The organism is Cellulosimicrobium cellulans (assembly GCF_016921195.1).
In the GTDB taxonomy this organism is placed as follows: Bacteria; Actinomycetota; Actinomycetes; order Actinomycetales; family Cellulomonadaceae; genus Cellulosimicrobium; species Cellulosimicrobium cellulans_F.
Window position 1 is genome coordinate 277,947 of the sequence record NZ_JAFGYF010000003.1, and the last position, 14,904, is coordinate 292,850.

General features: G+C 74.4%; 12 protein-coding genes. 7 read left to right on the forward strand and 5 right to left on the reverse strand.

Going from position 1 to position 14,904, the window contains the following annotated elements:
• From JN535_RS09345 to JN535_RS09355, 3 genes are all read right to left on the reverse strand, one after another.
• Complete coding sequence (locus JN535_RS09345) at positions 1–1,368, reverse strand: PhoH family protein (protein WP_205205256.1); 1,368 nt, start codon at positions 1,366–1,368, stop codon at positions 1–3.
• A gap of 334 nt (positions 1,369–1,702) precedes the next feature.
• Complete coding sequence (locus JN535_RS09350) at positions 1,703–3,349, reverse strand: MDR family MFS transporter (RefSeq protein ID WP_205205257.1); 1,647 nt, start codon at positions 3,347–3,349, stop codon at positions 1,703–1,705.
• On the reverse strand, positions 3,346–3,966 hold the full coding sequence (locus JN535_RS09355; RefSeq protein WP_205205258.1) for a PadR family transcriptional regulator: 621 nt from the start codon (positions 3,964–3,966) through the stop codon (positions 3,346–3,348). Before JN535_RS09355 ends, JN535_RS09350 begins: the two co-directional genes overlap by 4 nt.
• A 183-nt stretch (positions 3,967–4,149) precedes the next feature.
• Between JN535_RS09355 and JN535_RS09360 the strand changes: the two genes are divergently transcribed.
• Together JN535_RS09360 and JN535_RS09365 are read left to right on the forward strand one after the other, a co-directional pair.
• Positions 4,150–5,619 carry an amidase gene (locus JN535_RS09360; protein WP_205205259.1) on the forward strand — a complete coding sequence of 490 codons (1,470 nt, stop codon included), beginning with the start codon at positions 4,150–4,152 and terminating at the stop codon, positions 5,617–5,619.
• Entirely contained in the window at positions 5,586–6,170 is a 585-nt protein-coding gene (locus JN535_RS09365) for a DUF1697 domain-containing protein (protein WP_205205260.1), read from the forward strand. Before JN535_RS09360 ends, JN535_RS09365 begins: the two co-directional genes overlap by 34 nt.
• Positions 6,171–6,936: 766 nt before the next feature.
• Here the strand turns inward: JN535_RS09365 and JN535_RS09370 are convergent.
• Entirely contained in the window at positions 6,937–7,863 is a 927-nt protein-coding gene (locus JN535_RS09370) for a YqeB family protein (RefSeq protein WP_205205261.1), read from the reverse strand.
• 181 nt (positions 7,864–8,044) lie between these two features.
• On the opposite strand from JN535_RS09370, the gene nhaA reads away from it, so the two are divergent.
• A complete protein-coding gene (gene nhaA, locus JN535_RS09375; protein WP_205205263.1) occupies positions 8,045–9,364 on the forward strand; it encodes a Na+/H+ antiporter NhaA in 1,320 nt (439 codons plus the stop codon).
• Between the two features lie 116 nt (positions 9,365–9,480).
• On the opposite strand, the gene JN535_RS09380 is transcribed toward nhaA, so the two are convergent.
• Positions 9,481–10,974: an extracellular catalytic domain type 1 short-chain-length polyhydroxyalkanoate depolymerase gene (locus JN535_RS09380; RefSeq protein ID WP_205205265.1), complete on the reverse strand. Its 1,494-nt coding sequence runs from the start codon at positions 10,972–10,974 to the stop codon at positions 9,481–9,483.
• Between the two features lie 256 nt (positions 10,975–11,230).
• On the opposite strand from JN535_RS09380, the gene JN535_RS09385 reads away from it, so the two are divergent.
• The 4 genes from JN535_RS09385 to JN535_RS09400 are packed head-to-tail and all read left to right on the forward strand — an operon-like array spanning position 11,231 to position 14,871.
• Complete coding sequence (locus JN535_RS09385) at positions 11,231–12,445, forward strand: substrate-binding domain-containing protein (protein ID WP_205205267.1); 1,215 nt, start codon at positions 11,231–11,233, stop codon at positions 12,443–12,445.
• Position 12,446: 1 nt separating this feature from the next.
• Positions 12,447–13,223 (forward strand): ABC transporter ATP-binding protein, encoded by a 777-nt coding sequence (locus JN535_RS09390; protein WP_205205269.1) that lies wholly within the window; start codon positions 12,447–12,449, stop codon positions 13,221–13,223.
• On the forward strand, positions 13,220–13,999 hold the full coding sequence (locus JN535_RS09395; protein ID WP_374100493.1) for an ABC transporter ATP-binding protein: 780 nt from the start codon (positions 13,220–13,222) through the stop codon (positions 13,997–13,999). The genes JN535_RS09390 and JN535_RS09395 overlap by 4 nt, the downstream gene beginning before the upstream one ends.
• Positions 13,996–14,871 (forward strand): branched-chain amino acid ABC transporter permease, encoded by an 876-nt coding sequence (locus JN535_RS09400; protein WP_205205271.1) that lies wholly within the window; start codon positions 13,996–13,998, stop codon positions 14,869–14,871. The genes JN535_RS09395 and JN535_RS09400 overlap by 4 nt, the downstream gene beginning before the upstream one ends.
• Positions 14,872–14,904 lie beyond the last annotated feature (33 nt).

The following is a 14,904-nucleotide window of genomic DNA, read 5'->3' on the forward strand; positions in this document are numbered from 1 at the left end:
TCAGACCTCGATCGACTCCAGCATCTCCGTGACGAGCGCCGCGACGGGCGAGCGCTCGGAGCGCGTGAGCGTCACGTGCGCGAACAGCGGGTGGCCCTTGAGCGCCTCGATCACCGCGGCGACGCCGTCGTGCCGCCCGACGCGCAGGTTGTCCCGCTGCGCGACGTCGTGGGTGAGGACGACGCGCGACGACTGCCCGATGCGGGAGAGGACCGTGAGCAGCACGTTGCGCTCGAGCGACTGGGCCTCGTCGACGATGACGAACGCGTCGTGCAGCGACCGCCCGCGGATGTGGGTGAGCGGCAGCACCTCGAGCATCTCGCGGTCGATCACCTCGTCGAGGACCTGCGGCGAGACGAGCGCGCCGAGCGTGTCGTAGACGGCCTGCGCCCACGGGTTCATCTTCTCGGCCTCGGAGCCCGGCAGGTACCCGAGCTCCTGGCCGCCGACGGCGTAGAGCGGCCGGAACACCATGACCTTGCGGTGCTGCCGGCGCTCCATCACGGCCTCGAGCCCCGCGCACAGCGCGAGCGCCGACTTGCCCGTCCCCGCCCGGCCTCCGAGCGACACGATGCCGACGGACTCGTCGAGCAGCAGGTCGATCGCGACGCGCTGCTCCGCGGAGCGCCCGTGCAACCCGAAGAGCTCGCGGTCGCCGCGCACGAGCTGGACGTGCTTGTCCGCGGTGACGCGGCCGAGCGCGGAGCCGCGCGGCGAGTGCACGACGAGCCCGGTGTGGCAGTGCAGCGGCCCGGCCGCCTCGACGACCGCCGGGTCGAGGCTCGTCAGCTCGACGGACTCGTGCTCCCAGAGCGCCGCCGCCTCGGCGTCGGTGAAGGAGATCTCGCCCATGCCCGTCCAGCCCGAGTCGACGGCGAGCTCGTGCCGGTACTCCTCCGCGCGCAGCCCGACCGCCGACGCCTTGACCCGCATCGGCAGGTCCTTCGACACGACCGTGACGTCGTGCCCCTCGGCCGCGAGGTTCGCGGCGACGGACAGGATGCGCGTGTCGTTGTCGCCCAGCCGGAAGCCGTCGGGAAGCACGCCCGGGTCGGTGTGGTTGAGCTCGACGCGCAGGGTCCCGCCGACGTCGCCGACCGGGATCGGGGCGTCGAGGCGACCGTGCTTGACGCGCAGGTCGTCGAGCATGCGCAGCGCGCTGCGCGCGAAGTACCCGAGCTCGGCGTGGTGGCGCTTGGCCTCCAGCTCAGTGATGACGACGACCGGGAGGACGACGTCGTGCTCGGCGAACCGCCCGATCGCGCGGGGGTCGCTCAGCAGGACCGAGGTGTCGACGACGAACGTGCGGCGTGCGTCGTCTCTCGCGTCGTCCTGCGGGGTGGGGGTGGCGGGTGAGGTGCGGACCACGAGGGCTCCCCTCCGGCGCGCGGGCGCCGTTCTCTCTCTGGGCGAGGCAGGCGACCGGCCGTCGGGCCGTGGGTGCCACGGCTCAGCAGCGCCGGTGCCGGCCCTCCTGAGCGGAGCGTGAACCCCATCGGCTGGCCTCCCGGAGGACGGCGGTGGTGCCGTCCGTCTCCTCGAAACTACGCCCGTGTGATTCGGATCACCAGCCCGGCACGCACGCGCCGTCGAGGTTTAACCCGGCGTTCACGCGGGGCACCGACACCGACGCGACCGTCCCGGGCGTCCGGGATCGACCCTCGGGAGGTCGACCTCGTGACGCACGGGCCGATCTCGCGGGTCAGTGCTCGACGTGCTTCGGCGCCATCGCCACCGCGCACACGAACCCCAGCACGAGCACCACGGCGGTGACCACGAGCGTCTGCCCGACGGCGGTCGCGAAGCCCTGGTGGAAGGCGGTGGTCGCGGCGTCGGACACCTGGCGCGCGACGTCGTCGGGCACCCCGGGCGGGAGGTCGAACGAGCCGCCCGCACCGCCCTGCAGGGAGCCGGCGTTCGCGAACCCGTCGACGAACTGCTGGCGGAGCTGCTCCGGGAGCGACGCCGCCGCGTCCCGCGCGGCGGCGGGCAGCGTGACGGCGAGGCGCGCGGTGAGCGTCGCGACGATGGCCGCGGAGCCGATGACCCCGCCCACCTGACGCGTGGTGTTGAACGCACCGGCGCCGGCGCCCGCGGTGCGGTGGTCGAGGCCGGAGGTCGCGAGGTTGGCGAGCGGCGAGAACACGCACCCGGTGCCGATGCCGAACAGCGTCATCGGCAGCACGATCGTCACGACCGACACGTCGGGACCCACGACCGCGGCGAGCCAGCCGATCGCGACCGCGAGGACCCCGAAGCCCGTCGCGACGACCCACTTGGCCGGCACGCGGTCGGAGAGGCGACCCGCGAGCGGCGCGACGACGCCCGAGACGAGAGACCCCGGCAGGTTGACGAGCGCCGCGTGCAGCGGCGAGAGGCCGAGGATCGACTGGAGGAAGATCGTCAGCGGGAAGAAGATGCCGATCATCGCGAAGGACACCGACATGCCGGCGACGTTCGCGAGCGAGAAGTTGCGCGAGCGGAAGAGTCGCAGGGGCAGGAGCGCGCCGTCGCCGAGGCGCCGCTGCCACAGGACGAAGCCCACGAGGACGAGCAGGCCGACGCCGATGACCCCCCAGACGGTGATCGGCCCGGTGATGGTGCCCCAGTCGTAGGTCTCCCCCTCCTGGAGGCCGAAGACGACGGCGAACAGCCCGACGACGGACAGCACGACGCCGAGGACGTCGAACGAGCGCTTGTTGGTCCCGAGGCGCGGGAGCCGCCCGAGCGCCAGCAACAGCGCCACGACGCCGACCGGCACGTTGACGAAGAAGATCCACTCCCAGCCCCACGACTCGACGAACACGCCGCCGAGGAGGGGTCCCGCGATCGTCGCGACCCCGGCCGTCGCGCCCCACAGACCCATGGCCGCGCCGCGCTGCCGCGCCGGGAAGACGCGCGTGATCATCGCCATGGTCTGCGGCGTCATGAGCGCCGCGCCGACGCCCTGGACGACGCGGGCCGCGATGAGCATCTCGATGGAGCCCGAGAACCCGCACCAGGCAGACGCGAGCGTGAAGACCGCGAGGCCGACGACGAACACGGGCTTGGGTCCGTACCGGTCGCCGAGGCGGCCGGCGAGCAGGAGCAGCACCGCGTAGGAGAGCAGGTAGGCGCTGTTCACCCAACCGACCGCGACGAGGGACGCGTCGAGCTCGGTCTGGAGCGTGGGGACGGCGATGTTCACGATCGTGGTGTCGACCATGATCATGAAGAAGCCGAGGATCAGCGGCGGCAGGATGCTCCAGGCGCTGCGGCCGTGGAGGTCGACGAGGGGCACGACGCGCGAGCCGGCGTCGGCGGGGGCCGGGGCCGTGCTCGGGCCGCTGCCCGAGGTGGGAGTGGTCACGAGGTCTCCTGAGGTGGGGTCGTGCGGGGGAGGCGGAAGGCGGCCGCGGGCTCCTCGGTCCAGCTCAGCGCGCCCGACTCGAGGTCGGCGATCGTCGCGTCGAGCCAGGCGATCTCGGCCGCGGTCTGGTGGAGCTGGAACGACGCGTCGAGCAGGTAGCGGCGGGGCAGGCCGCGCGCGACGACGCCGTCGAGGTGCTCGCGCACCCCGTCCGTCGCGGCCGCGAGCGCTGCCCGGCGCTCCCGGAGGAGGGCGAGGGCGTCGTCGAGGGGAAGGTCGTGCACGAGCGCGAGCCCGACCGGGAACGCCGGGTACTCGGGCGATGTCTCGCGGACGAGCTCGCGGGTGCGGTCGTGGTGCGCGGCGACTCCGGCGTCCGTGATGGCGTAGACGGTGCGCTCGGGCCGGTTGCCGTCCCGGTCGACGCCCGCGCGCTCGACGAGGCCGTCGCGCTCGAGCCGGTCGACGGCGTGGTAGACGGCGCCGGGGTTGAGCCGGACGAGCCGGTCGTCCTGCCGTCTGCGCAGGCGCACGAGCATCTCGTACGGGTGCATGGGCTGCTCGAGCAGCACGGCGAGGACGAGCGTCGCCGTGGGGCTGAGGCGCGGTGCGGGCACGGTCGTCTCCGGGACGGTGGTCGGGCGGGAGGGGCGGACGGTCCGGGTGAGCCGGTTCGGGCGAGCCGACCGGACACTGGAGGTCCGTAAGGAATATTCCTGGTGGAATATATGCCCGCACGCCTCCGGATGTCGACCCGGACGGTTCGCGCGGCTGCGGCACCGCGCGTAGGTTCACGAGCCATGAGCGTCACCGACCTGCTCGACCTCGACGCCACCGCGCTCGCCCACGCGCTCCGGACGGGCGATGCGTCACCTACCGAGGTGCTCGACGCGACGCTCGACGCCGCCGCGGGCGTGGGCGCAGACGTCGGCGCCTTCACCGTCCTCACCGCCGACCTCGCGCGCACGCAGGCGCTCGCCGCCGAGGCCGCGCTCGTCGCGGCGCGGCGCGCGGGAAACTCCACCGCCGCGTCCGGGACGAGCCCGGGCGGGCTGCCCCCGTTCCTCGGCGTCCCGTGCCCGGTCAAGGACCTCACCATGGTCGAGGGCGTGCCGATCCGTGCCGGGTCTGCGGCGATCGACCCGTTCCCGGCGCCCTACGACGACGGCGTCGTGACGCTCCTGCGCTCCGCGGGCACGGTCATGGTCGGCAAGACGACCACCCCGGAGCTCGGCCTGCCCTGCTACACCGAGCCCGACGTCGGGCCCACGGCCCGGACGCCGTGGGACCTCGCGCGGTCCGCGGGCGGGTCGAGCGGGGGCGCGGCGGCGGCCGTCGCGGCGCGCGTCGTGCCCGTCGCGCACGGCAGCGACGGCGGCGGGTCGCTGCGCATCCCCGCGAGCGCGTGCGGGCTCGTCGGGCTCAAGCCGTCGCGCGGGCTCGTGAGTCCCGGGCCGCACGGGGTCGACGGCGCGGGTCTCGCCACCCACGGCGTCCTCGCCCGGTCGGTGCGCGACGCCGCGGCGTTCCTCGACGTCCTCGCCCGCCCGTGGCCGGGAGACACGTTCACGGCGCGCCTCGCGGCCGTGCCCGGCGGGCGACGGCTCCGGGTCGGGCTCCTGCTCGATCCCGTGATCGCCGCCGACGCTCCCGTGCACCCGGCGTGCGCGGACACCGCCCGCGCGGCCGCGGCGCTCCTCGCCGGGCTCGGGCACGACGTCGTCGAGATCCCCCCGCCGTTCGGCGCCGAGCGCTGGGACGCGTTCGCCGCGCTGTGGTCGGTCGGCGCCCTCCAGGCGCCCGTGCCGCCGGACCGCGAGCACCTGCTCGTGCCGCTCACCCGGTGGCTGCGCGAGCGCGGGCGCGGCGTGAGCGGGCTCGCCTACGCCACCGCCCTCGCCGGGGTGCAACAGCTCACGCGCGAGGTCGCCGCCGCGTGGGCCGGCGTCGACGTCGTGCTCTCCCCCACGCTCGCGCAACCGCCCGCGCTCGTCGGGAGCCAGCGGATCGACGACGACCCCGCCGCCGACTTCGCCGCGCAGACCGCGTTCACCCCCTGGACCAGCGTGTGGAACCTCACCGGCCGGCCCGCGATCTCGCTCCCGCTCGGCGAGGCGCACGTCACCGACCCCGACGGCACCTCCGCGACCGTCCCGGTCGGCGTCATGCTCGGCGCCGACCACGGCGACGACGCGCTCCTCCTCGACCTCGCCGCCCGCCTCGAGGAGGCCGCGCCGTGGTCCCACCGACGGCCGGGGGTGTCGTCGTGACCGCGTACGTCGCCCTGCTGTTCGCCGTGAACGTCGGGGGACGCAAGGTCCCGTCGACCGCGCTGCGCGAGCTCGCGGACGAGCTCGGGTTCGCGCACGCCCGCACGGTCGTCAACAGCGGCAACCTCGTCGTCGCGCCCGGCACCTCCGGCGCGTCCCGGCCCGACGACGTCGCGCGCCTCCTGCACGACGCCGTCGCCGAGCGCTTCGGCGTCGACGCCGCCGTCGCGGTGCTCACCACCGAGCGCCTCCGCAAGATCGTCCGCGGCAACCCCTTGCCGGACGACGCGCACGAGCGCCCTGCCGCGCTGCTCGTCCTCGTGGGCGAGACGCCGGTCGACCCGGACGGCGCCGCCGCGATCGAGGGCCGCGGCGGGACGGAGCGCGCCGCGGTCGCGAACGGCGTCCTCTACGTCGCCTACCCCGACGGCATCGGCCGCTCGAAGCTCACGACGGCGGTCCTCTCGAAGGCCGCCGGCACCCCGGTCACAGGCCGCAACTGGAACACCATGACCCGCCTCCTCACCCTGGCCGAGGACACCCCCGCCTGACCACTCCCGCCGAGGTAGAACCGTGGTCGCGTGAGCTAGAACCGTGGTCACGCGAGCTGGAACCGTGGTTCGGCGAGGCGGGCGCGCTCGGGCTTCAAGCCCGCGGGGTGGGTCCGCGGCGCGGGTGGCCTCGGTGCTCGGGGCTGCGGCGCCGTCACCCCGGCAGCTCGGCCGTGGGTCTGAGGAGCGCCGCTCTGACGCCCCTTCGCATCCGAGCCCACCCCCACCGCTCGGCGGTCGTCTCGCCATGGCTCGGCGGCAAGCCGACCAGGCGGGCAGGCCGAACAGGGGACCATGGCTCGTCCGTCACCCCGGACCAGCCCCAACCACCTGCGCGGCGGAACCTGGCGACGACCGGGACGCGTCGCGACCGTGGCTCGACCTACGACGCGCAGCCAAGAAGCAGCAGTGAAGCGGTGCGGCCATGCGGCGGTACAGGCAGTGTTCGTGCCGCGACCGGATGCGGCATCCGGAACCGACCGAGCGAACTCACACCGCGGGCAGTCGCCCGGGCGAGCGACGACCAGCGGGAGACGACGTAGGGCGGGGTGGGTGGTGGTGCCGCGTCGTGGCGGGCCTGGCGGGAGCCGCGAGGAACGAGCGGCGGATGGTAGACGCGGCACCACCACCCACCCCGCCCACCCAACCCGACCACACGCCGTCGAACACAAGCACCACGGCTCTACCTCACGCAACCACGGCTCTACCTCGCGCAACCACGGCTCTACCTCACACGACCACGGCTCTACCTCGCCCGACCACGGTTCTACCTCGCGTGACCAGAGTGCAATCTCGGCGGGGTGGCGGGGCGCCAGTGCTGGGCCTTGTCGACGTCGCGGACGACGACGCCGAGGCGGGCGAGCTCGCGCCGCAGGTCTGCGGCGTCGGACGCCTTGTCCGCCTGGAGCATGGCGGCCCGGGCGCGCAGGACGGCGTCGGCGCTCGGCGGCAGCGCCGGGTCGCCGGGAACCCAGCGCCGGAACTCGTCCGCCCACGGGTCGTCGTCGTGCCACGGCCAGCCGTGCGATCGGAACGCGGCGGCGAGGCGGTCGGTCGCGAGCTCGGTGCGCACGTGCAGGAGCTCGACGACCGGCACGTCGTGAGGCGTGCTTTCCGCGGCGCCGGCATCGGAGGTCGACGTGCGCGCCACGGGTGACGCGGGCGACGCCTGCCGGTCGGGCGCGGTCGGGCGGGGACGGCCGAGCACGACGAGGTCCTTGCGGTCGACGAGCACGGCGGTGACACGGTCCCGGACGAGCTCGGTGCGGTCGTCGCGCAGGATCACGGTCGCGCGCTCGGGGTCGACGGTCACGACCGCGATGTCCCGCACCGCGTGCGCGGCGAACGCCAGACCGGCGAGCCCCCCGACGGCGAGGGCGATCCCGACACCGAGAGCACCGCGCTCGCCGAGGAGCGCGTCGACGGTGCGCGCGAGGCCCTGGAACGGGGCCCAGGGAAGACCCACCATCCATCCGGCGAGGTGGAGCACGCCGAACGCGACGACCGCCCCCAGGGCCGGGGACCCGCCCCACAGGAGCCAGCGGTCGAGCGCCGTCGGTCCGACGACGGTCGGCACGTCCGGTGACGCCGCCCCGTCCGGGGACGGCATCGTGGCCGGACTCGGGGCCGGGTCAGAGCCGGTGAGACCTGCCGGGGCGAGGTCGGGCGCGGGGCGAGGGACGGCGTCGGGCACCCGCAGATCCTCACGTCCGCTGGCCGCGCGCGGCGTCGCCCGGGAGGATGATCACGAGACGGGCACGTCGGCCGCGAGGGGTATGCCCCCGTTAGGATCGAGGGCGGTGTGCCGGGAAGTCTGGTCGGCCACGGTCTCGCGTCCGCGGGCCGTGCGACTCGACAGCGACCCTGGGAGCACGATGACCCACGCCACCCCGCCCTCCGGCACCCACCCCGCCTCGCAGACCGACCGCCCCTCACCGCGGGTCCGCCTGCGCCGCTGGGTCAGTCGCGAGACCACGGGCGGCGCGCTGCTCATCGGCGCGGCGCTGCTCGCGCTCCTGTGGGCGAACTCGCCGTGGCGGGACGCGTACACGGCCCTCTCGGAGACCGTCGTCGGGCCGGCCTCGATCGGCCCGCTGCCCCTGCACCTCGACCTGAGCCTCGAGACCTGGGCCGCCGACGGTCTGCTCGCGATCTTCTTCTTCGTCGTGGGCGTCGAGCTCAAGCAGGAGTTCGTGGCGGGCAGCCTGCGGAGCCCGCGCCAGGCGGGTGTGCCGATGCTCGCCGCGGTCGGGGGCATGGCGGTGCCGGCGGCGATCTTCACGGCGGTCGTGCTGCTCGCGGGCGACGACGGCGCTCTGCACGGCTGGGCCATCCCGACGGCCACGGACATCGCGTTCGCGCTCGGCGTGCTCGCCGTCTTCGGGCGCGGCCTGCCCGCCGCGATCCGCACGTTCCTCCTGACGCTCGCGGTCGTGGACGACCTGCTCGCGATCGTCGTCATCGCGGTCTTCTACACCGAGGACCTGCGCATCGGGTTCCTCAGCCTCGCGCTCGTCGCCGTCGCGCTGTTCGCCGTGCTCGTCCGCGCCCGGCGCACGCGCTGGTGGCTCCTCGTCCCCGTCGCGGTCGTCGCATGGGTGCTGGTCCACGAGTCCGGCGTGCACGCGACGATCGCGGGCGTCCTGCTCGGCTTCACCGTCCCGGCGCTCGCGATGCACGGCGAGACCGCGTCGCGCACGCACCGGTTCGAGCACGCCCTGCGCCCGTTCTCCCAGGGGGTCGCCCTGCCCGTGTTCGCGTTCTTCGCCGCGGGTGTGACGTTCGTCGGCGGCGGGGGCGACGTCCTCGGCCAGCCGGTCGTGCTCGCGATCGTCCTCGGCCTGGTGCTGGGCAAGCTCGTGGGCGTGCTCGGGATGACGGCGCTCGTCACGCGGTTCACCCCGCTGCGCCTGGCACCCGGCATCGGGGTGCGCGACCTGCTGCCGGTCGGCCTGCTGGGCGGGATCGGGTTCACCGTGTCGCTCCTCATCGCGGAGCTGTCGTTCCCGGACTCGACCCACACCGACGCGGCGAAGATCGCCGTCCTCGCCGCGTCGACGATCGCCGCCGCCCTCGCGGCGGTCGCGCTGCGCTGGGACGCCCGGCGCGCGCGCACGAACGACATGAACCTCGACGACCTGCCGGACGACGTCACCGACCACATCGGCGACGCGAAGGACCGCCTGGAGCACTGACGCCGCCGCCCACCGGCTCGGGCCCCGGATTACCCGGGCCGCCGAACCCGGGGTTGTGGGCGGGACAGCGACCCAGCCCGTCCGTATCCCCGGGTTCGGCAGCCGGAGGGCTCTGCTCAGCAGGCCGTCGCGACCTCGTACCGGCCGGGCGCGGCCTCGCGCAGCGTCGTGACCGTCGCGTCGCCCTGACCGAGGTACGCGAGCGAGCCCACCGCGTAGTACGGGTTGTACGGGTTGACGCCGTAAGAGATCGCGCGGCCGGCGGCCTGGTGCTGCGCGTTGGTCGCCGTCCCGCACCACGGGCCGGTCGGCCCCTGGACCGTGACGGTGACCTGCGCCGTCGTCGCGTTGCCCGCGGCGTCGACCGCGCGCGCCGCGAGCACGTGCGTCCCGGCGGCGAGCGCCGTCGTGTCCCAGTCGTACGCGTACGGGGCGGTGCGCAGCGTCGCGAGGGCCGCGCCGTCGACGCTCAGCTCGACGCGGTCCACGCCACGGTCGTCCGACGCCGCGACCCCGACCCGGACGGTCCCGGTCACGGTCGAGCCCGCGGTGGGCGACGTGATCGCGACCGTCGGGGCGACGACGTCCGGGTCCGGCCCGGTGCCCGGGTCGCGGTCGACCCGCCGGTTGTTCGCGAAGAGGAAGTCGGTGAGGTACGCCGGGTAGTCGACGCTGTTCGTCGACACGTACGACCCGCCGGGTCCGCCGCCCGCGGGCCACGCGTGGCCGAGCCCGGTGTTCCGGATCAGCGAGACGCGCGGGCCGTCGGCGTCGGACCACAGGGAGCCGGAGCCCGCGGTGTTCGCCCCCGCGAGCCCGGCGAGGGAGAACGACGACGTGGCCGCGGCGCCGTAGAGGTCCGCCATGACCTGGGCGTTGAGCGTCCCGTACCCGGTCGCCACGGTCGTGTCGGCGCTGCCGAACACGACGGACGTCACCTGGGTCGCGAAGTCCGCCGCGTGCGGCCCGGCGAACGTCCGGCACGTCGAGCGCGCCTGCGCGAGCGTCGTCGCGACGCTCCCGATCTGGCCCGACGTCGTCCCGACGGTCGGACCGGCCGCGATCCCGACGCCGGCGAACACGTCGGGCGCGAGGCAGCCCATGACCATCGCCTGGCCGCCGCCGGACGACAGCCCGCTGACGTAGACCTGGTCCGGGTCGATACCGAGCGAGGCGTCCGCCAGCAGCGCGGAGACGAGGTCGAGCAGGTTGTCGTCGTGCCGCGCGGGGTTGGTGCGGCTGTGGTTCGTGTCGTAGTAGTCCCAGCAGCCGAGCAGCACGCCGCCGTTCGGCGCAGCGGGGATCGCGACCACCATGCCGTGGTCGTCGGCGGTCGCGGCCCAGTTGCCCGCGTTCTTGAGGACCTGCGAGGTCTGGACGCAGCCGTGCAGCGAGATCATGAGCGCCCGACCGCCGGGGAGCGCGGGCTCGGTCGTCGGCCGGTACAGCTCGACCGTCATGCCGCCCGCCGAGCGCTGGGACCAGGAGCCCGCCGCGGACGCGGGGGCCGTGACGAGCGGCGCGAGCACGACGGCGAGCGCCGTGCCGAGAGCGAGCGCGGCAGCGGACCGGCGGGCGCGGCCGCGCCGCCTGAGGGTGTGCCTGACCATCTGAACCTCCACGTCGAGGTCGGGTCGCCGTCGGCGCTGACTGCGCCGCGACGCGCACCGTCGCGCGCCGGACCCGGGCGGACCGGACGTTACGTGTGACCTGAATCACCTGTCAACATCCTCCGGTCGGTCCGTGGCCCGAGAGCGACCGGCACGGGTTGACACCGGGCCGGTCCCGGATCCATGATTCCCGCAACCTGAATCGCCTCTCATGTTTGAGCGGCACCCCCAGGACAACCCAACGAAGGGCGAAGTCATGCGGACGAAGAAGTCCCAGCGGCCGGCACTCGCCGTCGCCGCGCTCGCGGCCGCGAGCCTCGCGCTCGCCGCGTGCGCGCCGACCGACGCGACCGGCGGCGACAGCACCGGAGGCGAGAGCAGCGCGAGCGCCGACCCGGTCGACGTCGGCATCATCTACTCCAAGACCGGGCCGCTCGCCGCCTACGGCGAGGCCTACTACGAGGGCTTCCAGGCCGGTCTCGACTACGCGACCGACGGCACGGGCGAGGTCGACGGCCGCCCGGTCAACGTGACGTTCCACGACGACGGGGGCGACCCGGACAAGGCGGTCGGCCAGGCCAAGGATCTCATCGGCAAGGGCTACCAGATCCTGGGCGGGACGGTCGTGTCCGGCGTGGCGCTCAAGCTCGCGGAGCAGGCCGAGCAGAACAAGGTCCTCTACATCTCCGGCCCGGCCGCGGTCGACGCGCTCACGGGCATCAACGACTACACGTTCCGCTCGGGCCGCCAGTCGCTCCAGGACGTCGCGACGGCGGGCACGTTCGTCGACCCCGACGGCGCGAAGGTCGTCGTGTTCGCCCAGGACAACGCGTTCGGCCAGGGCAACCTCGCCGCGGTCGAGGCCGTCCTCGGCGCGCAGGGCGCCGAGGTGACGAGCGTGCTCGTGCCGGAGGACGCCACGGAGTTCACGCCGTTCGCGCACCAGATCGTCGACGCCGCGCCCGACCTCGTGTTCGTGGCGTGGGCAGGGGCGACGTCGGGCGCGATGTGGCAGGGCCTCGACCAGCAGGGCGTGCTCGACTCGACGACGGTCGTCACCGGGCTCGGCGACGTCGCGACCTACGGCGCGTACGGCGCCGCGGCGAGCAAGGTCGACTTCCTCAACCACTACTTCCCCGGCGCCGCCGGTACCGAGGTCGAGGCCGCGATGCTCGCGTCGGTCGAGGAGGCGGGCAAGCAGGCGGACCTCTTCACGCCCGACGGTTTCGTCGCGGCCCAGATGATCGTCCACGCGATCGAGGAGGGCGGCGACGACGTCGACGCCATGGTCGACGCGCTCGAGGGCTGGAGCTTCGAGGGCCCCAAGGGCACGACGACGGTCCGCGCGTCCGACCACGCGCTGGTCCAGCCGATGTACCAGGTCAAGCTCGTGGCCGACGGCGACGCCTGGGTGCCCGAGCTCGTCACCGAGGTGCCGGGCGAGGACGTCGCGCCGGCCGAGGCGGGCTGACGTGGGCGAGCCGCACACCCTCCCCGCGCTCGAGGTCCGCGACCTCGGCCTCCAGATCGGCGGGGCGCGCATTCTCCAGGGCGTGAGCCTCGCCGTCGGGCAGGGCGAGATGCTCGGGGTGATCGGGCCGAACGGCGCGGGCAAGACGACGCTCTTCAACCTGGTCTCGGGGATCCACCGCCCGACGAGCGGGTCGGTGCTCCTCGAGGGTGCGGACATGACGACCACCTCCGTGGCCGCGCGGGCCCGCGCCGGGCTGGGCCGCACGTTCCAGACGTCGAGCCTGTTCCCGCGCCTGAGCGTCCGGGAGAACGTGCGGCTCGCCGCGCAGGGGCGCCTCGGCGGCGCCCTGTCCGTGCTGCGCTTCCCGCGCCGCGGCGACGCCGCGACGCGGGAGGCGGACCGGCACCTGGAGACCGTGGGGCTCGCGCGCCGCGCCGACGTCGCGGCCGGGGACCTGTCGCACGGCGACAAGCGCAAGCTCGAGATCGCGGTGCTCCTCGCGACCGAGCCCCGCGTCGTGCTGCTCGACGAGCCCATGGCGGGCGTGTCGTCGGCCGACGTCCCCGGCCTCGTCGAGGTCATCCGCGACCTGCACGCGACCGGCTGCACGGTCCTCATGGTCGAGCACCACATGGACGTCGTCCTGGGGCTCGTGGACCGCGTCGCCGTCATGCACCACGGTGAGGTGCTCGCGTGCGACACCCCCGACGCGGTCATGGCGGACCCGACGGTGCAGAGCGCCTACCTGGGCGTCGCGGCAGGAGAGGCAGCATGAACGCCGGCAGGAACGGGATGGACCGCGACGGAGCGATGGCCGACGTGCCCGTGCTCGAGGTGCGCGGGCTGTCCGCGCGCATCGCGGGCCAGCAGGTCGTCGAGGACGTGACGTTCTCCGTCCCGGCGACGGGCGTCACGGCGGTGCTGGGCCGCAACGGCGTCGGCAAGACGTCGACGCTCAAGGCCGTGCTCGGCCTCATCGAGCGCCGGGGGGAGGTGCTGCTCGCGGGCGAGCGCGTCGACGCCGAGCGCACGGACAGGATCGTGCGCCGCGGCGTCGGGTACGTGCCGGAGGACCGGGAGGTGTTCGCCGGGCTCACGGTCGCGGAGAACCTGCGCCTCGCCGAGCGTGACGCCCACCCGCGGTCCGAGCTCGTCGCGGAGCTCTTCCCGGACCTCGTGCAGCGCGCCGCGCAGCGCGCGGGCACCCTCTCGGGCGGGCAGCAGCAGATGGTGTCGCTCGCGCGCGCCCTGCTCAACGCCAACCGCCTGCTCCTCGTCGACGAGCCCACCAAGGGCCTCGCGCCCCGGATCGTCGGCGAGGTGTCGGACGCGCTCGCGGAGGCGGCCCGCACGGTGCCGATCCTCCTCGTCGAGCAGAACCTCGAGGTCATCGAGCGCCTCGCCGAGCGCGTCGTCGTCATCGACGCGGGCCGCGTCGTGCACACGGGCCCCGCGCGCGAGCTCCTCGACGACCCCGACCGCGTCCAGCAGCTCCTCGGCGTGCACGCCGAGGTCGACCACCACGGAACCGAAGGGGCGGTGGCCCGGTGAGCACGATCGTCCTCCTCCTCGTCACGGGGCTCGGCCTCGGGGCGCTGTACTTCCTCGTCGCGTCGGGCCTGTCGCTCATCTACGGGCTCATGGGCGTCCTCAACTTCGCGCACGGCTCGTTCCTCACGCTCGGCGCGTTCGGCGGCTGGTTCGTCGCCCGGTCGCTCGGCGCGGACTCGTGGGGCGTCTTCGCGCTCTCGCTGCTCGCCGGGGCCGTCGTCGGGGCGGGCGCCGCGGCGCTCACCGAGCTCCTGCTCATCCGCCCGCTCTACGAGCGGCACATCGAGCAGGTGCTCGTCACGGTCGGCCTCTCCCTCGCGTCCGTCGCGCTGTTCGAGGGCATGTGGGGCTCGGATCCCGAGTTCATCTCCGGGCCCGCGTGGCTCAAGGGCACGACCGACCTCGCGGGCGCCCCGGTGCCCAACGACCGGTTCGTCGCGATCGCCGCGGCGGCGCTCGTGCTCGGCGCGATCGTGCTGTTCCTCCAGCGCACCCGCTACGGGCTCATCATCCGCGCGGGCGTCGAGAACCGGTCCATGGTCACCGCGCTCGGGATCGACGTGCGCAAGGCCTTCACGCTCGTGTTCGCCGTCGGCGGCGCCGCCGCGGGGCTCGGCGGGGTGCTCGCCTCGCAGTACTTCGGCTACGTCTCGCCGCACCTCGGCGGGTCGCTGCTCATCTTCGCGTTCATCGTCACCGTCATCGGCGGCCTCGGGTCGCTCACCGGCGCCGCGGTCGCGTCCGTGCTCGTCGCGGTCCTGCAGCAGTTCGCGAACTACTACCTCGGCTACGGCGACCTCATCGTCGTGCTGCTGCTCGCGCTCGTGCTCCTCGTCCGTCCCACCGGCCTCCTCGGGAGGGCAGCCGCATGACCACCCAGACCGCTCCCCCGGCCTCGGCCGTGC